The 18,624-nt window shown below is 42.4% G+C and carries 17 protein-coding genes; 13 read left to right on the plus strand and 4 right to left on the minus strand.

The annotated features are described in order from the left end of the window. Positions 1 to 243 precede the first annotated feature (243 nt). Together KXJ59_RS10870 and KXJ59_RS10875 are read right to left on the minus strand one after the other, a co-directional pair. Entirely contained in the window at positions 244 to 1,350 is a 1,107-nt protein-coding gene (locus KXJ59_RS10870; RefSeq protein ID WP_295204498.1) for a serine protease, read from the minus strand. A 5-nt stretch (positions 1,351 to 1,355) separates the two neighbouring features. Next, positions 1,356 to 1,922 carry a sigma-70 family RNA polymerase sigma factor gene (locus tag KXJ59_RS10875; protein WP_295204500.1) on the minus strand — a complete coding sequence of 189 codons (567 nt, stop codon included), beginning with the start codon at positions 1,920 to 1,922 and terminating at the stop codon, positions 1,356 to 1,358. Between the two features lie 141 nt (positions 1,923 to 2,063). Between KXJ59_RS10875 and KXJ59_RS10880 the strand changes: the two genes are divergently transcribed. The 13 genes from KXJ59_RS10880 (at position 2,064) to KXJ59_RS10940 (ending at position 15,040) form a co-directional block, all read left to right on the plus strand. Continuing rightward, positions 2,064 to 2,237, plus strand: a complete 174-nt coding sequence (locus tag KXJ59_RS10880) for a hypothetical protein (protein ID WP_295204503.1) — start codon at positions 2,064 to 2,066, stop codon at positions 2,235 to 2,237. A 467-nt stretch (positions 2,238 to 2,704) separates the two neighbouring features. Beyond that, on the plus strand, positions 2,705 to 3,748 hold the full coding sequence (locus KXJ59_RS10885) for a prephenate dehydratase (RefSeq protein WP_295204505.1): 1,044 nt from the start codon (positions 2,705 to 2,707) through the stop codon (positions 3,746 to 3,748). A gap of 3 nt (positions 3,749 to 3,751) precedes the next feature. Beyond that, entirely contained in the window at positions 3,752 to 4,918 is a 1,167-nt protein-coding gene (locus tag KXJ59_RS10890; RefSeq protein WP_295204506.1) for an aminotransferase class I/II-fold pyridoxal phosphate-dependent enzyme, read from the plus strand. Further along, entirely contained in the window at positions 4,915 to 5,754 is an 840-nt protein-coding gene (locus tag KXJ59_RS10895) for a prephenate dehydrogenase (protein ID WP_295204508.1), read from the plus strand. The genes KXJ59_RS10890 and KXJ59_RS10895 overlap by 4 nt, the downstream gene beginning before the upstream one ends. Positions 5,755 to 5,893: 139 nt before the next feature. Further along, positions 5,894 to 7,585 carry a DEAD/DEAH box helicase gene (locus tag KXJ59_RS10900; RefSeq protein ID WP_295204510.1) on the plus strand — a complete coding sequence of 564 codons (1,692 nt, stop codon included), beginning with the start codon at positions 5,894 to 5,896 and terminating at the stop codon, positions 7,583 to 7,585. A gap of 96 nt (positions 7,586 to 7,681) precedes the next feature. Further along, a complete protein-coding gene (locus KXJ59_RS10905; protein WP_295204512.1) occupies positions 7,682 to 8,767 on the plus strand; it encodes a chorismate mutase in 1,086 nt (361 codons plus the stop codon). Positions 8,768 to 8,783: 16 nt separating this feature from the next. Beyond that, the gene (gene aroB, locus KXJ59_RS10910) at positions 8,784 to 9,803 is read left to right on the plus strand and encodes a 3-dehydroquinate synthase (protein ID WP_295204514.1); all 1,020 of its coding nucleotides are present in this window, start codon (positions 8,784 to 8,786) and stop codon (positions 9,801 to 9,803) included. Positions 9,804 to 9,845: 42 nt separating this feature from the next. Continuing rightward, the gene (aroA, locus tag KXJ59_RS10915; RefSeq protein ID WP_295204516.1) at positions 9,846 to 11,138 is read left to right on the plus strand and encodes a 3-phosphoshikimate 1-carboxyvinyltransferase; all 1,293 of its coding nucleotides are present in this window, start codon (positions 9,846 to 9,848) and stop codon (positions 11,136 to 11,138) included. Positions 11,139 to 11,163: 25 nt separating this feature from the next. Further along, positions 11,164 to 12,156 carry a chorismate synthase gene (locus KXJ59_RS10920; RefSeq protein WP_295204518.1) on the plus strand — a complete coding sequence of 331 codons (993 nt, stop codon included), beginning with the start codon at positions 11,164 to 11,166 and terminating at the stop codon, positions 12,154 to 12,156. 25 nt (positions 12,157 to 12,181) lie between these two features. Next, entirely contained in the window at positions 12,182 to 12,499 is a 318-nt protein-coding gene (locus KXJ59_RS10925) for a DUF952 domain-containing protein (RefSeq protein ID WP_295204520.1), read from the plus strand. Then, positions 12,496 to 12,801: a thiamine-binding protein gene (locus KXJ59_RS10930; RefSeq protein WP_295204522.1), complete on the plus strand. Its 306-nt coding sequence runs from the start codon at positions 12,496 to 12,498 to the stop codon at positions 12,799 to 12,801. Before KXJ59_RS10925 ends, KXJ59_RS10930 begins: the two co-directional genes overlap by 4 nt. A gap of 256 nt (positions 12,802 to 13,057) precedes the next feature. Beyond that, complete coding sequence (locus KXJ59_RS10935) at positions 13,058 to 13,582, plus strand: septal ring lytic transglycosylase RlpA family protein (protein WP_295204524.1); 525 nt, start codon at positions 13,058 to 13,060, stop codon at positions 13,580 to 13,582. A gap of 93 nt (positions 13,583 to 13,675) precedes the next feature. Further along, positions 13,676 to 15,040: an OmpA family protein gene (locus KXJ59_RS10940; RefSeq protein WP_295204526.1), complete on the plus strand. Its 1,365-nt coding sequence runs from the start codon at positions 13,676 to 13,678 to the stop codon at positions 15,038 to 15,040. A gap of 71 nt (positions 15,041 to 15,111) precedes the next feature. Here the strand turns inward: KXJ59_RS10940 and murB are convergent, their stop codons facing one another. Continuing rightward, positions 15,112 to 16,143: a UDP-N-acetylmuramate dehydrogenase gene (murB, locus tag KXJ59_RS10945; protein ID WP_295204528.1), complete on the minus strand. Its 1,032-nt coding sequence runs from the start codon at positions 16,141 to 16,143 to the stop codon at positions 15,112 to 15,114. A gap of 17 nt (positions 16,144 to 16,160) precedes the next feature. Next, a complete protein-coding gene (gene priA, locus KXJ59_RS10950) occupies positions 16,161 to 18,617 on the minus strand; it encodes a primosomal protein N' (RefSeq protein ID WP_295204530.1) in 2,457 nt (818 codons plus the stop codon). Positions 18,618 to 18,624: the final 7 nt, after the last annotated feature.

Below are 18,624 nucleotides of genomic sequence, written 5' to 3' on the forward strand. Positions count from 1 at the left end.
CTATATTTTTATACAATCATAAACGACCTCACTTGGCGCTAAATATGAAAACACCAGAGCAGGTCTATCAAACAAAAATCCCGGCTACCTGAGGCAACCGGGACTATTTTTTAATCTGTCAACTTATTTACGGACGATTCAAACCAAACCAACTGTAGAGGGAATTTTTTGATGTCAGATGGCAGATGTCAGATTTGAATAGAAGGACTACTGCAAAAAATCTGACATCTGCCATCAAAAAATCTACTTCGCAAATGCTTTTACATAAAACACACAATCCTCTACTTCCGCAATCTGTTGCTTGCGTTGTGTGCCTCTGAGATTTGATTTGGAGGGCAGTTTAATTTTTTCTGCTGCGGTATCTGCTTTTTTAAAGGCATCTACCAGACGGAAGATATTTCTTGATTTCACCGCAAATACCACACCTTCTGCAGAAGACTGACGGGTACTGAGTACGCCGATGATCTCTCCATTATTATTTAATACAGGTGCGCCTGAATTACCGGGGTTGGCACTCATTTGTAACTGGTAGGAAAGTGAGTCGCCGTCGAAACCACTTCTGGCGCTCAGGTAACCCATACCATACACAATTTCATTACGTGGATAACCAAGGGTATAAATTTCTTCACCCAGATCGGAACCTGTTTTACGGATACCGTAGGGCAGGTTTTTACGGGGAATAAATTCTTCGTCGGTTATTTTAAGGATGGCCAGATCTTTTTCCTGATCTATATGAACGATATCGGCTTTGAATTCCTGTCCTTTATTATTGACTACAATGGCACCTGAACCTTTTAATACGTGGGCGTTGGTGATGATAAATCCTTTTGGATCGATCAGAAATCCTGAACCACCACTGATAAAACGAACGCCTTCGGGTAATTTGCTTTTTACTTCATTGAGGAGGTTGCCCTGTACCTGCTGTTTCTTTTTAATAGCAGCAATATCATTACTCAGTTGCTGTAACTGACTGCCATTTACAACCGGGGCAAAATACATGACCATTCCACTGATGAAGAGGGCAATAACACCACCCACACCCGCTGCAATAGCTGTTACACGTTTGTATTTATGCCATAATTGTATAACACGGCCACGGGTGCTTATTTCAGCGCCTTCATTAATATCGCCTTTCTCGAGTAAATGCTGGTGTGCCTCATGTAAACCATGACGCAGGTTGCGGTGAGCCGCATACATACCTATCTGGTGCAGAAACATATTATGCTCCACTACCATCTGGTCTATTTCAGGCGTATTCTTGCGAAGGTTCTCAAAATAGGTACGCTCTTCAGCGCTCATGTCGTCGCTGAGGTATCTTTCGATGGCTTCTAGTAATAAAATATCATCCATGGTACTTACTCTCCGATATTATATTGCGCAAAGAATAGTTTCTTCAGGCGCATCAAACATTTATATTTTTGGTTCTTGGCATTATCGGCATTGGTATAACCAAATTCGTCTGCCAGTTCCTGCATTCCCAGTTTTTTGAGGTAATAGCCTTCGAGTAAACTTTTACAGGGTTCACCCAGACTATTCATTGCCCGGTCCATGATGGCGAAAGCGGCATTGCGCTTTTCATGGTTGTCGAGGTCTTCCTCCACCGGGATAGTCTCTTCCAGGCTGTCCACCTGATTAGTATACTTTCCCAGCTGTTGTAATCTTTTAAGCCATAAACGCCTGCATATGGAATATACATAGGTTTTAATTTGACAGGTTAAGACAAATGATTCGCTTTGTGCTTTTTCATATAGCGCAATCATGGCTTCCTGAAAAATATCCCTGGCGTCGTCGTAAGAGCCATTGTTGTTTACTATAAAAGCCTGTATGGTATTGAAATTATCCTTGTAGATGGTTTCAATAGCCCTGGAATCGTTGTTAGCCAGTCCTTTCAATAATGCTTGTTCGTTGCTATCGGCTTTCACTAATGCTCTTTTAATACGTTGTGGGTGATAAAAGTAACCCAAAATACAGCGAAAACTTTTTTCAAAAAAAAACCGGGTGGGTCGGGTTACCTTTTATTATAAGTGGGTATTAACCTTAAAATCACTCAAAAAAACCACACAATGAAAAAATTATTATTCGTTCTGGCGCTGGGCGCATTTGCTGCTTGTAATTCAGGTGAAAACAAAGAAGCTGCTGCTGATACTGCCGCTGCTACTGTAACTACCGACACAACTGCTGCTCCTGCTGCAGATACAACTGCTGCTGCTGCTGATACTACAGCTGCTGCTAAGTAATTAAAAGCGGAACCGCCGGGTCTGATTGATATTGAGATGGCCTGCTTGCCGGCAGAAGTGGTTCCGAAAGAGTTTTTCATATGGCAAGCAATCGTTAGAGGCCGCTCCGTTTCCACGGAGGGGCTTTTTTTTGTCACATTCCGATCTCCAGATCGGAAGTCCCTCTACATAGAAGTCAGAAAGTCCGGGGTCCGAAAGATGGGTTACTGATTTGTTACGAAGTGGCCTTTATTTGAGGGGTGCGAGGAGGAAACTAAGGTTTGTTAGTATAATTTTTTTTAATGGATTGATGGTTGATGTCTTTTACTGTTCTATATTTGATCCAATGAACGCATTTACAAACAATACCCGATTTTATTTTTTCTTTTATTACTTCTTTAACCAAAGAAGCCGGGTTGTATTTGCTAAAGCTTAACTGATAGAAAATACTAAACATACAGTCCCGGCCCAATTGGTCGGGATTTTTTTTGCGTGACAGGAAGAAAGAAGGAGCAAGGAAGAAGAAACAGGAGACAAGAAACAAGGAGCAAGAAGCAGGAGACAAGAAACAGGAGACAAGAAACAAGGAGCAAGAAACAGGAGACAGGAGACAAGGGACAAGAAAAATAAGAAATAAGAAAATGATGGGGAAAGAAAAAAATAAACAAGAAGCAAGGGAGCAAGTAAGCAAGCTTACAGCCGGAGGCATTGCCATTCAGGGGTATGAAGGGAGTTTTCACCAGGTGGCGGCGCGGTCTTTTTTTGGGAAACAGGTAAAAGTAATTCCCTGCGCCAATTTCCGCGACCTGATTCAGATTGCGGGTGATGCACAACAATCGGCAGGTGGTATTATGGCAATAGAAAATTCTATTGCAGGAAGCATCCTCCCTAATTATAACCTCCTGCAGAAAAGCAGACTCAAAGTAGTAGGGGAAGTATACCTCTCTATCAGCCAGAACCTCTTGGTGAATCCGGGCGTAAAACTGGAAGATATCAGGGAAGTACATAGTCACCCCATGGCTATTTTACAATGTCTCGATTACCTGGAGAAATACCCATGGAAACTGGTGGAAACAGAAGACACCGCACTCAGTGCCAAGCTGCTTCACCAGCACAGAAGTAAACATACGGCAGCCATCGCCAGCAAACTGGCAGCAGAATTATTTAAACTGGATATTATTGGTCCGGATATACATACCATGAAAAACAATGTTACCCGTTTCCTGGTATTGAAACGCAGTACCGATGCAAAAGAAGATACCAAAGCCAATAAAGCATCTGTTTATTTTCAGACCAATCATGCAAAAGGGGCTTTGTCGCAGGCACTCACCACCATTGCAGCAGGCGGTATTAACCTGAGTAAACTACAGAGTATGCCCATACCCGGTAGTCATTTCAAATATGGATTTTATGCCGATATGGAATTTGAACAGCGAAAGCAACTGGAGCAGGTACTTGCCTCACTTTCAACACTGACCAATAACGTAAAAATATTCGGGATATACCAGCGTGGAAAAATTGTAAAAGGATAAGCTATGCAGATTAAAACAGCAGCAAGACTGGAAGGCATTGGAGAATACTATTTCTCTCAGAAACTGCGTGAAATAGATGCACTCAATAAACAGGGAAAAGATATCATCAATTTAGGTATTGGTAGTCCCGACCTGCCACCACATCCCGATGTGATTCGCGTATTGCAGGAAACAGCGGCGCAACCCAATGTACATGCTTATCAGTCTTATAAAGGATCGCCTGTATTGCGTAAAGCGGTGAGCAACTGGTATAAACAATGGTATTCGGTTGAACTGGATCCCGAAACAGAAATACTGCCGTTGATAGGAAGTAAGGAAGGCATCATGCATATCTGTATGACTTATCTCGATGAAGGAGATCAGGCATTGATACCCAATCCGGGTTATCCTACTTACAGCAGTGCGGTGAAATTAGCGGGTGGCACACCGGTGAGTTATACATTGAGTGCCGACAATAACTGGCAACCCGATCTGGAAGCATTGGCAAAAACAGACCTTTCTAAAGTAAAACTCATGTGGGTGAATTATCCGCATATGCCAACCGGACAATTGCCTTCTACTTCATTTTTTGCAGCACTGATTGCATTTGCAAAAGCACATAACATATTAATCTGTCACGACAATCCATACAGTTTTATTCTCAATGAAAAGCCGGTGAGTTTATTAAGTGTGGCTGGTGCCAAAGAAGTGGTGCTGGAACTGAACTCATTGAGTAAAAGTTCGAATATGGCAGGATGGAGAGTAGGCATGTTAAGCGCATCGAAAGAACGTATTGATGAGGTGTTACGTTTTAAAAGTAATATGGACAGTGGTATGTTTCTGCCCGTACAACTGGCAGCTGCAAAAGCGCTGGAACTGGGTAAAGAATGGTACGACAGTGTGAATAGTGTATATGCCAGAAGAAGAGAAAAAGTATTTGAACTCTTGCAATTACTCAACTGTAATTTTTCTAAAGATCAGGTAGGCATGTTTGTATGGGCCAAAATACCCGGAAACTATGCCGATGGTTTTGCATTGAGTGATGAAATATTATACGGGGCATCTGTATTTATTACACCCGGCGGTATTTTTGGTGATGCAGGAAAAGAATATATCAGGGTGAGTCTTTGCGGAAGCGTGGAGAAATTTGAAGAAGCCATTCGTCGTATCAAAACAAGCCTTACAACATGAGAGTTGCCATTATAGGAACGGGATTAATCGGTGGATCATTATCGCTCACTTTGCGAGCCAGGGGCTTAGTGACTCATGTAACCGGCGTGGAACAAAATGAAGCCCATGCCAGGCGTGCACTGGAACTGGGTTTGGTGGATGAGATTACTTCATTGCCGGAAGCAGTGCAGCAATCGGATTTGATTGTATTGGCCATACCCATCAATGCTGCTGAAGCTATGTTGCCTGCCATTCTCGATCAGGTTGATAAACAGGTAGTCATGGATGTAGGCTCTACTAAAAAAGTAATCTGTGAATCTGTGGCCCAACACCCTAAACGTGGGAGATTTGTAGCCACACACCCCATGTGGGGTACTGAATACAGTGGTCCGGATGCAGCAGTAAAAACAGCTTTTGCTGATAAGGCAACGGTGATCTGTTCAAAGGAGGAGAGCGATGCTGATGCAGTGGAGCTGGTTGAAAATATCTACAAAACATTAGGTATGCACCTGCTGTATATGCGGGCCGATGACCATGATGTGCATGTGGCGTATGTGAGTCATATTTCACATATCACATCATTTGCCCTGGCCAATACGGTATTGGAGAAAGAAAGAGAAGAAGACGCCATTTTTGAACTGGCCAGTGGTGGTTTTGAAAGTACGGTAAGGCTGGCCAAGAGTAACCCGGCCATGTGGGTACCTATTTTCATGCAAAACCGGGATAATGTGCTGGATGTGCTCAATGAACATATTGCCCAGCTCCGCAAGTTTAAAGCCTGTCTGGAGAAAGAGAATTACGACTATCTGCAGGAACTGATTGAGCATGCGAACGGGATTAAGAGAATATTGAAATAAGGGGTAGTTCATGGTACATAGTCTATGGTAGAGGTTTGTATTTTTCCACGGGCTATTGACTATTGACTATGGACCAGTAACCCCCAAATAAAACCCGCAAAGCCCCTGATAATGGGTAACTTTGCAAAAATTTTTATACATGACGACATTTGACGCGTTAGGAATTGATGCGAGACTGGTACAGGCAACCGATGAGTTGGGATATGTGAACCCAACCGAGATTCAGGAACAGGCAATACCCATTCTGTTGAGTGGTACAAAAGACTTTATTGGTCTGGCTCAAACTGGAACAGGTAAAACGGCTGCTTTTGGTTTACCACTCTTACATGTGATCGACGCAAAAGCAAAACATCCCCAGGCATTGGTGGTATGTCCAACCCGTGAACTCTGTTTACAGATCGTAAAAGAGATTGAACTGTTTAAAAAATATATGACCGGTGTTTCGGTAGTAGCAGTTTATGGAGGGGCATCTATTGGATTACAGATCCGTGACCTGAAAAGAGGTACACAGATTGTAGTGGCCACACCGGGCCGATTAATCGATCTGATCGAAAGAAAAGCGATTAACCTCGAAGAAATAAAGTATGTGGTACTCGATGAAGCAGATGAAATGCTGAACATGGGTTTTCAGGACGATATTGAATTCATCCTGAAAAACACACCACAACGCGAAAGCACCTGGTTATTCAGTGCCACCATGCCACCGGAGATCAGGAAAGTGAGCAAGCGTTACATGAAAGAGCCTGCTGAGGTAACGGTGGGCAAAGTGAACACGGCTAATAAAAGTATTGATCACCAATATTATGTTACCAGTTCACAACACAGGTATGAAACCCTGAAAAGAATCATCGACTTTAATCCCGGTATCTATGGTATCATTTTTACCAGAACAAAAATCGATGCACAGGAAATTTCCGAACGTCTTACCCGTGAAGGATATGATATTGATGCCTTACATGGCGACCTTACACAGGGGCAGCGTGATAAAGTAATGGGTCAGTTCAGGGATAAAAGCCTGCAACTGCTGATTGCTACCGATGTGGCGGCGCGTGGTATTGATGTGCAGGGCATAACACACGTAATTAACTACGAATTACCCGATGATGTGGAAGTTTACACACACAGAAGCGGAAGAACAGGAAGAGCGGGGAATGTGGGTATCTGTATTTCTATTGTACACAGTAAAGAAATGTACAAGTTTAAACAGATCGAAAGAATCAATAATTCCAAGTTTCATAAACTCGATATACCAAGTGGTAAAGATGTATGCCGCAAACAGTTTTTCCATTTTATGGAGAAATTACTGTCGGCCGATATCAGTCATGGCGACTATGAAACCTATGTGCCGATGCTGGCTGAGAAATTTGCCGATGTGAGCAAAGAAGATGTATTGAAACGTGTTGCAGCCATGGAATTTGACCGCTTCCTCAAGTATTATGAAAATGCGGAGGACCTGAATTTCCGTGACAGAAACAGAAGAGAACAAAGCGATTCAGCCGATCAGGGTCGTCGCAGGGATGTGGGTAAAGGCGATAACCGTAAAGACTATAAACGTGGTGGTGGATACAGCCGTTTATTTGTAAACCTTGGTACCAAAGATGGTTTCTATAAAGCCAGTTTTCTGCAGTTCATATTAGACATGAGCGATCTGAAAAAAGATGTGCTGGGTAAGATTGATATGAAGGATATGAATAGCTGGGTTGAAATAGAAAAAGGAGCCGCCAACCAGATGATCCGCGCATTAGATGGAAAGAACTACAAAGGCAGAAGAATCAGGATGAATGATGCAGACAGTGGTGGAGGGAGAAAACCGAGGAGAGGAGAAGAATAGCAGTAAATTTTAAGATGTCAGATGGCAGATGTCAGATTTGATTTTGATCAAACAATACATCTGACATCTGATATCTGACATTATATATCTAATATTATGGAGCAAGCAATCGAACAAAAAACAGGGGTGGAAGCTTTGTTGCAGAAGCGTCCGCTGATTATCTCAGGTCCATGCAGTGCAGAAACTGAGGAACAGGTTATTCAGACTGCCACCAGGCTGGCAGCCACAGGTAAAGTAGATATACTGCGTGCAGGTATCTGGAAACCGCGTACCAGACCGGGTAGTTTTGAAGGTATTGGCACCAAGGGCTTGCCCTGGTTGCAACAAGCCAGGAAAGCATCGGGTTTGCCGGTTGCGGTAGAAGTAGCCACCGGAAAACAGGTTGAAGATGCTTTGCATTTTGATGTAGATGTGTTGTGGCTCGGTGCGCGTACAACCGTTAACCCATTTAGTGTACAGGAAGTAGCCGATGCACTGAAAGGTGTAAAAGTACCGGTACTGATTAAAAACCCTATTAACCCCGATCTCGAATTATGGATTGGTGCCGTAGAACGTGTGGCCAAAGCAGGTATTGAAGATATCGGGTTAATTCACCGTGGCTTTAGCTCATATGGCAATACCGAATACCGTAATGCACCGATGTGGCACTTGGCCATTGAAATGAAAAGACGTAATCCGGGTATGTTGCTCATCAATGACCCTTCACATATCTGTGGCCGAAGAGATATATTAATGGACGTGGCACAAAAAGCCATTGACCTCGATTTTGATGGTTTGATTATTGAAAGTCATATTGACCCCGATAATGCATGGAGTGATGCCAAGCAGCAGGTAACACCGGAAAGACTGGGTGAAATGATTGGCTCCATCATCTGGCGGAAAGAAGACATCAGTTCAGAAGAACTGCATGCAGCCATGGAGAAAATGCGTCAACAGATTAATCAACTGGATGATGAACTGTTGCAATTGCTCGGACAAAGAATGAAAGTGGCAGATAAGATTGGTCAGTACAAAAAAGACAATAATATTACCATCCTTCAAACCAATCGCTGGAACGCTATTCTCGACAGGGCATTTGCCAAAGGCGATAAACTGGGACTGAGCCGCGAGTTCATTACCAAGTATTTTGATGCGGTGCATATGGAAAGTATCAATCACCAGAATAAGATCATGAATTCCTGAGTGAATTCAATAGTGTATGAAAAAAAGAAGCTTTCAGTTTTCTTCGAAAACGGTTCAATATTATTTCGATGCCTCATTTGATCAGTTAGAAAAAATTGCAGGCAGAGAAAAAGCAGTGCTGGTTACAGACGAGCATGTTTTTTCGGCCCATAAAAAGAAATTTAAAGGCTGGAACACCATTGTATTGAAACCCGGAGAAGCCTATAAAGTGCAGCAGACGGTGGATGTACTGATTGACCAGTTGATAGCATTGGGAGCCGACAGAAAAACGGTGCTGGTAGGTGTTGGGGGAGGTGTGGTTACAGACATCACCGGGTATGTGGCCGGTATTTATATGCGTGGTATTGATTTCGGATTTGTTCCCACCAGCTTACTCGCAATGGTGGACGCATCGATTGGCGGAAAGAACGGAATTGATGTAGGTGTGTATAAGAATATGGTGGGCCTTATTCGTCAACCTTCTTTTCTACTCTATGATTATAGTTTGCTTTCGACGCTGCCTTTGGCAGAATGGCAAAACGGTTTTGCAGAAATCATTAAACATGCCTGTATTAAAGATGCCGCCATGTTTAAAAACTTGCAGCAACACACCATAAAGCAGTATCAGAAAGATAAAAAACTGCTGGCGGCACTGGTAGAGAGAAATGCCATGATTAAAACCAAAGTAGTACTGGAAGATGAATTTGAACAGGGTGAACGCAAACTGCTCAATTTCGGACATACACTCGGACATGCCATTGAAAATATGTACGAGTTAAGTCATGGTCAGGCCATAAGTGTTGGGATGACTTATGCAGCCATCATATCGGAACAGCTGAAAGGTTTTAAAGAAGCGGATGAAGTAATGGCTTTGTTGAGTCGTTATGGCTTACCCACGCTGGCTGATTTTGATAAGAAGAAAGCATTTAAAGTATTACAGAAGGATAAGAAAAAAGACAGTGTGAGCATTCATTATATCCTGCTGGAGAAAACAGGAAAGGGGGTGGTACAGCCATTGCTGTTTGTACAGCTTCAGGAAATTTTTAAACAGTTTTAATGAATTCTTTGCTGCAGTAGCAGCAGTTTAGATTGTTTTGTTATGCAGGTAAGGATACAGCCATCAGCCATTAGTGGAACCATCAGGGCAGCAGCCGGGAAAAGCAGTATGCAGCGCGCCTGCGCAGGTGCTTTATTGCGTAAAGGAGAAACCCGTATTGTAAACCCCGGTAAAAGCAATGATGACCTTGCGGCATTGGATGTGATACAGAAACTGGGTGCAACAATTCGTTTTGAAGAGAATGGCGATCTGCTCATCCAATCAAATGGAATACAACCCGCGAACAAAGAAATAAACTGTGGTGAAAGTGGTTTGGGCATAAGAATGTTTACGCCGATTGTAGCTTTAAGCGCAGAAGCCCTTACCATTAATGGTTCAGGTAGCCTGCTAACCCGCCCCATGCATTTCTTTGATGAAATACTGCCGCAATTGGGTGTATCTGTTCAATCTAATGCGGGTAAAGTACCCTTGCAGATACAGGGGCCCTTACAACCAGCCAATATTGAAGTAGACGGCTCCCTGAGTTCACAGTTTTTAACCGGCTTACTGATGGCATTTGCAGCAGCAGGCGCCAATAATGTATCGATCAGTGTGAAGGACCTGAAAAGTAAACCCTATATTGATCTTACTTTAAAAGTATTGGAGGATTTTGGCTGGAAAGTATCGCATGATAATTATGCCGTATTTCATTTCCACGGAAAGTCGCCGCAAGACAATGGGGTTTTAACCTATGCAGTAGAAGGCGACTGGAGTGGAGCAGCATTTTTACTGGTAACAGGTGCCATTGCGGGAGGTATTACGGTAACAGGGCTTGATGTGTTTTCAACCCAGGCCGATAAAGCCATTTTACAGGCATTGATGGATTGTGGATGCAGGTTATCGGTACAGGAAAAACAAATTGAAATAGCCCCCTTACCCCTAAAAGCATTTCATTTTAACGCGACCGACTGTCCGGATCTCTTTCCGCCATTAGTGGCGCTGGCAGCTTATTGTGAGGGCACTACGGTAATAGAGGGCGTAAGCCGCTTATCGCACAAGGAAAGTGACCGCGGACTCACTTTACAGGAGGAGTTTGCTAAATTGGGGATTGAAATAGTGCTGCAGGGCGACCTGATGCTGGTAAAAGGTGGAACAGGTGTGAATGGAGCAACCGTTCATTCCCGACACGACCACCGTATTGCCATGGCTTGTGCTGTTGCCGCATTAAAAGCAGAAGGCGAAGTGCTGATTGAAGAGGCAGATGCCATTAATAAATCGTACCCCGATTTTTATAAGCACCTCGAACAATTGGGTACCAGTCTTTCTATCAACCCAAACCTAATGGCTAAAAGCTAACACATAACCCCTAAAATCTACAATTTTGAACTCATTCGGACGCATACTCAGGATACATATCTTCGGCGAGTCGCATGGCGATTGTGTTGGACTGGTGATTGATGGCTGTCCGGCCGGACTTCCACTGGCTGTTGAAGAATTTATGCCCGATCTGGAAAGAAGAAAGGGAGGTGTTCAGAAAGGAACCACACCCAGAAAAGAGGATGATATACCGATATTTAAAACCGGTCTTTTTAATGGTAAAACAACCGGAGCACCATTGACCATCCTTTTTGAGAATAAGAATACCCGTAGCAGTGATTATGAAAAACAAAGATCGGTACCCCGCCCGGGCCATGCCGATTTTACTGCGCATGCTAAATATGGCGGCTATGAAGACTTCAGGGGTGGTGGCCATTTCAGTGGCAGGCTTACTGTTTGTCTTGTTGCAGCGGGTGTAATAGCGAAGAAACTATTAACGCAGGTTCAGGTTCAATCTACTATATTGGAAATAGGAGGTGAGCAAGACCTGGAAGCCGGTTTACAGAAAGCCATCGATCAGAAAGACAGTATTGGTGGAATAGTAGAATGCCGGACCAGCGGGTTGCCGGTTGGGCTGGGGGAGCATTTTTTTGATTCTGTTGAATCGGTACTGGCGCATGCTGTGTTTTCCATACCGGCAATCAAGGGAATTGAGTTTGGTGCCGGTTTTGCCGGAGCCAGGATGTTTGGAACAGAACACAATGACCCGATGGTAGATGCAGGGGGTAAAACTTCTACCAATCATGCCGGCGGTATTATTGGGGGTATCACAAACGGGAATGAGCTTGTTTTTAGGGTGGTGGTAAAACCCACTTCATCTACACCTAAAGAACAGCAAACCTGGAATTGGGACAGTGGCCAGGTTGAATCTTTCTCTGTAAAAGGCCGACATGATTTATGTATTGCCTTACGTGTTCCGGTGGTATTGGAAGCGGTGACAGCAATGGTTCTTGCAGACTTTATGCTATTGGAGCAAAAAATAAATAAAACTTTATAAAATATTTAATTTACAAACAATTAGAATGAATAATCAATCAGAATTTATATATCATATTACTACAAAAGATCAGTGGGAAAAAGCCAGAGAATTGGGGGCTTATGAGGCAGATAGTCTGGCTACAGAAGGGTTTATACATTGTAGTACCGAGGACCAAGTGCCGGGGGTGTTGGATCGTTATTACAAAGGTCAAACAGGTCTTGTAAAGCTTACAATAGAGAGAAGCAAAGTAGAGCGTCCCCTGATTTTTGAACTTGCCGGTTCAATTAATGAAGTATTCCCGCATATTCATGGTCCGCTTAACCTGGATGCAGTAGTGGAGATAAACCCTGTTTTGTCATGAACCACCCCTTTATTGTCAGTGCAGCCATTCAACTGGTACCGATTCAGACCGGGAGCCGTCATCCTTATGAATGGATTGATGAAGTAATTGAGATTATCAAATCGGCCGGTTTGTCATACCAGGTCGGTCCATTCTCAACCAGTATAGATGCTGATTATAAGTCAGTTATGAATGTTATTGATAAAATTAATCAATATCTTTTATCCAAAAACTGTACTGAATGGCTTTTGAATGTTCAAATTCAGGTACGTTCGGGTTCAGATATCACTTCTTCAGAGAAAGTGGATAAACATCTCAACTAAAAAGCCCCTTTCTCTGATAATTTTTGCCTTTCTGGTGATCTAACCTCTTTTTAAGCTTAGTTTTGTTTTGTTTCTAAATTATTGGTAAACAATAGTTTATAACAATTACTTAAACCAGTAGTTTATACTTTCTTCCCTTTTTGGCATGGTGTTTGGTTAATGGGGGCATAAGAAGCTGTGCATATTCTTATTTGTATTTGAGGATACAGATGAGTTATTTTACCTCAGGTGTTGGGGACAGCGATAAAGGAAGAATATGAAAACTATTGTATACCTGATCGTCTTACTCGTTTTCCTGCTACCCTCTGGGGCAAGGCTGGAACCTATGGGTATGCCCATATACAGGGATACGATCCCTGCCGATACGATTCCTCTACTTAAAACCGACAGTAGCCGGCTTATAGAAGATAGCCTCATCATTATTGGTGATACCCTTAGTTCGGTTGATTCTTTTACCATGATTGGTAAAGCCATCAGGGGAACGGCAAGTTATTACAGCAAAAAATTTGAAGGTCGTAAAACAGCAACAGGTGCCATCTTCCGTCATTCAAAAATGACAGCTGCCAGTAATCATTTCAAATTAAATACCTTGGTGAGGGTAACCAATCTGAGAAATAACAAAAGCGTAATAGTGCTGATTAATGACCGCATGCACAATAAAATGAAGAAGAAGGGAAGAGTAGTAGACCTCACTAAAACCGCGGCTATTGAGCTCGATTTTGTAAAAAGTGGGTTGACCAAAGTAGTGGTACAACCGCTTAGTCCATATACAAAAAAATAGATGGGTATAAGTTCGTAATAACTTAAAGTTATCTTAATTTTCGGAAAATCAGTTTCACCCTGTATTTTTGTGACAATTAATAAAAACCTGTTTATGAAGAAACTTCTTTTTTCTTTAATAGCCAGTGGTTTGGTTTTGACTGCATTCGCTCAAAACGCGCCAGTTAGCTATAAAAAAAGACCCTCGCTTGGTATCAACTTTGTTTTAAAAGACATGTACACCTCTGATGCCATCAGCAGGAGTTCTATTTCTTCGGTTATTTCAAACAAACAGTGGACCCCATTCAGTCAACTTGATCCAGGATTGAGTGTTCAGTATTTTCAGGGTTTGACTGAGTATGTTGATTTTCAGGCAACCCTTACAGGTTCTTATGTAAAATATCCATTCTATCGCAGAAGCGGTGTAACCGCACCTACTACAGCCAAGTTTTTGGTGGAACTGGATGCTGCTGCCAATATTAAATTGTTGAGTGATAAATACGTGGTTGTTCCTTACCTGAGTTTCGGGTTGGGCGCTTCTATGTACACCGGTACCTATTTTGCTGCGTATGCACCTGCAGGTATGGGTCTTCAGTTTAACCTCGGTCAGGAAACTTTTCTGCATACACAGTTTGTACACAGATCAGCTATTTCAAACCTGGCTGTAAATCACCTTACTTATTCTATTGGTCTGGCTTCACCACTGAAAGACAAAAAAGAGCCAGTAATCGTTACGCCTCCACCGGCTCCTGTTGTGGTGGTTGAAAAAGATACAGATGGTGATGGTATACTCGATAGCAAAGACAAATGTCCTACTGTTGCCGGTACTGCCAAATACGATGGATGCCCTGTTCCAGATACAGATGGTGACGGTATCAATGACGACAATGACAAATGCCCAACTGTAAAAGGCTTATCTAAATACGATGGTTGCCCTGTTCCTGATACTGATAAAGATGGTATCAATGACGAAGAAGACAAATGTCCTACCGTAGCAGGCGTGGCCCGTTACCAGGGTTGTCCTGTTCCCGATACAGATAAAGATGGTGTGAATGATGAAGAAGATAAATGTCCTACTGTACCAGGCGTTAGAGAAAACAATGGTTGTCCTGCCGTGAAGGAAGAAGTAGTGAAGAAAGTAGCGGCCAGTGCGAAGAATGTATTCTTTGTAACCGGAAGTGCTAAACTGCAGACCAAATCATTCAAAGCACTTGATGAAGTGGTAGCTATCCTGAAAGAAGATGTTGCACTTAAACTCGATATTGAAGGTCATACAGATAATACAGGAACCGATAAAGTAAACATTCCACTGAGTCAAAACCGTGCCAAGTCTGTACATGATTATATTGTTAGTAAAGGAATTGATGCAGGAAGACTTACATCAGAAGGTTTTGGTTCTTCTAAGCCTGTTGCTGATAATAAAACAGCTGCCGGACGTACCCAGAACAGAAGGGTAGAGATGAAACTGAAATACTATTAATAGAAACGAATAGTTATAATAAACCCCGGATGATTTCATCCGGGGTTTATTTTTTGGGTTTGTTTAAAGGATCAGATAAGATTCACTTCTCGGTCTAACCTGACGCCAAATTTCTTGTAAACAGATTCAATGATTTCGGTAGACAGCCTAAAAATATCTCCACCCGTTGCATTGCCATAATTAACCAATACAAGCGCCTGTTTTTCATGACAGCCTGCATCACCTTTGCGGTATCCTTTCCAGCCACATTGTTCTATAAGCCAGCCGGCTGCCAGTTTTATTTTTGATTCATTCAGCGGATAACCTACAATATCCGGAAATGCTTCATGTAGTCTTTCGAAATGACTGATGGATATGCTGGGATTTTTAAAAAAGCTGCCGGCATTTCCCAATTCTTCGGGATCGGGTAATTTTGATCTTCTGATATTTATTACTGCTTTTGCAATGGCAGCACTACTCAGTTCTGTCACTCCCATTTTCTCGAGCTCCTGTGTAATGGCTCCATACGATGTTTGGAAGACGGGTTGTTTTCGGAGCCGGTAGGTAACACTGGTAATGATAAAACGATTTCTGTATTTCTCTTTAAAAACACTTTCCCTGTAACCAAATTCACAGTCTTTGAGGTAGAAAGTTTCTTTGTGTTTTTCATTGATATGCCAGGCTTCCAGCGAATGAAACACATCTTTTATTTCTACGCCATAAGCGCCGATATTTTGCATGGGGGAAGCACCTACGCTGCCCGGAATAAGACTAAGGTTCTCCAGACCGGCATAACCCTGTTCAATACAATAACAAACAAACCGGTGCCAGTTTTCACCAGCCATGGCTTTCACGTAATAATGATCTGCATCTTCATTTACCAGCTCTATTCCATTGAGTTCATTGCGAAGTACAAGTCCGTCTACATCCCTTGTAAATAAAATATTACTTCCGCCACCGAGTATATGAATGGGCATATAAGGAAGCCACTGGTATTGCTCCAGTAATTCCTGCATCATTTCAGTTGTCTGGAAAGCGGCAAAGAATCGGGCGCGTACATCAAACTGAAAGCTGTTATAAGCTTTTAATGAATAATCCGGTAAAAAATGCGTCGCATGATACATATCTATTCTCCGTAACCTTAAAGTGGATCAACATTTACAATAACCCTGACTGAACTGTATCGTTTGTTCGAATGAATAATGGCTGTTTGTTGCATGATCATGTGTTTACAGTGACCAATACGTTGCCTGTCTTTGGGCAACTTAATCAATAGTTCCCAAAGGTATTGGTTTCTGATTCTATCGATCACAGGTTGGGCAGGTCCACTGATTTCCTTAGCAAAATGTGGAGAAAGCCCGCCCATCATAATATGTGCCGCTTCTTCAGCAATATGCTTTTCCTTATGCCTGAATACCAGTTGAATGATTCTTGTAAAAGGAGGGTAGCCAAATTCTTTTCTGTTTGCCATTTCATACCGGTACAATGCATCATACGCATGATTTTGTACGAAGGATAGTACAGGATGCAGGGTATTGCTTACCTGTATCAGCACTTTTCCCAGATCGTCTTTTCTTCCGGCCCTGCCACTCACCTGTTCCATGAGCTGAAATGCTTTCTCATTTACACGGAAATCTGTAAACCCCAATATACCATCGGCATCAATAATACCTACGAGGTTTACATGCTCAAAATCGAGTCCTTTTACCACCATTTGTGTACCTACCAGTATATCCAGTCTTTTTTGTTCAAATAATTTGATCAGTGCGTCATGGTCATTTTTACCCTTCACGCTATCATAATCCATTCGGGCAATCCTGGCATCGGGGAAATATTCATTCAGGATTTCTTCGATCTGTTCTGTTCCGAAATTCTTCTGGGTAAAATCATGACTGCCACAGGCGGCACAGGTATTGATTACAGGGTATTGGGTGCCACAGTAATGACAGGTGAGTTTATTTTTGAATTTATGGTAAGTGAGTGTAACGTCGCAGTTCTGGCACTCAGGAATCCAGCCACAGGTATTGCATACCTGGTAAGGTGCATAACCTCTTCTGTTCTGAAATAGAATAACCTGCTTTTGTTGTTCCAGTGATTGTTTGATGGCTTCCAGTAAAGGTTCTGTAAAAGCAATTTTTCCTTTTTGCTGGTATTTTTTTACGTCAACCAGTTCAATGGAAGGTAATTGCGCATTACCGTATCGTTCTGTTAAACGAACCAATCCATATTTTTCCTGCTCACAGTTAAAATAACTTTCTATTGAGGGTGTAGCACTGCCCAGTAAAACTTTAGCCTGAAAGAGACCGGCATAATAAACAGCCGCATCTCTTGCATGATAGCGGGGGGCGGGGTCCTGTTGTTTGTAAGAATTGTCGTGTTCTTCATCGGCTATAATCAGCGAGAGGTTTTTAAAAGGCAGGAATAAAGCCGACCTCGCACCCAATACAATTTTTATTTCTCCTGTCTTTACCTTGTTCCATATTTCCACCCTCTCATTGGCATTGAATTTGGAATGATAAATGGCAATATGCCCGCCGAAATATTCCTGCAACCTGCGAATGATCTGTGCGGTAAGCGCAATTTCAGGTAACATGTATAATACCTGTTGGCCTTTGTTTAACTGCTCTTGAATGAGCTGGGTATAAATCTGTGTTTTACCACTGGCCGTTACACCGTGTAAGAGGCAAACCTGCCGGTTTTGAAAAACAGTTTGAACAGCTTGTAAAGCAGTTTCCTGGGCAGGCGAGAGGGTAAAACTGAGGTTACTGCTTTTTTGTCCGAGTTGAATACGATCGGTACTTCTTTTTTCCGCAATCAGTATATTTTTATCGAGCAGTCCTTTTAGTTGGGCTGCACTGGCATTGGCTTTTTTGAGTAATTCGGGTTGAATAACAGTACCCTCTGTTTTCTGCAGGTGTAAGAATGCCAGCAGGAGTTCCATTTGTTTAGGTGCTTTGCCCCAGTTGTTTAACAGGTCAGCCAACTGATCCTCATTTTTATAGGAGGGATGTAATGTTATATAAGTTTGTTTTTTCTCTGTATATTTTTCTTTCAGTTCTTCCCATACATAACAGACTTCTTTTTCAATCAATTTTTTAACAACGGGGTACACTTGTATCACATCGAGCAGCTCCTGTACTTCGCTGATGCGTAGTTCTTTTTTGAGTTCCAGTGCTTCTGCTACGATGTATTCATTGTCGGATAGGTCGCTGAAATTAACAGACCTTTCTTCGTTCCAGATTAAAATACTTTCGCTCGATAATTTGAGGTTGGCGGGTACTGCAGCCTGCATTACTTCTCCTTCACTACACATATAATAACCAGCCACCCACTCCCATAATTTTAATTGTGCCGGATGCAGAATAGGTTCCTGGTCGAGTACATTGATGATATCTCTGGGATGGAATGCTTCCGGTTTTTCTGCGAAAATTCTTTTGATGATGCCGGCATATTTTTTTCTTCCCCCCAGCATTACTTCTACACGAATACCCGGCTGTACCGCATCGCGAAAAGATTCGGGTATCGCCCATGTATAATTTTTGGGTAAAGCAAGCGGTATAATAATTTCTGCAAACAAATGATTCGGCAATTTGATCAAAAATACG

The organism is Sediminibacterium sp., assembly GCF_019264485.1.
GTDB lineage: Bacteria > Bacteroidota > Bacteroidia > Chitinophagales > Chitinophagaceae > Sediminibacterium.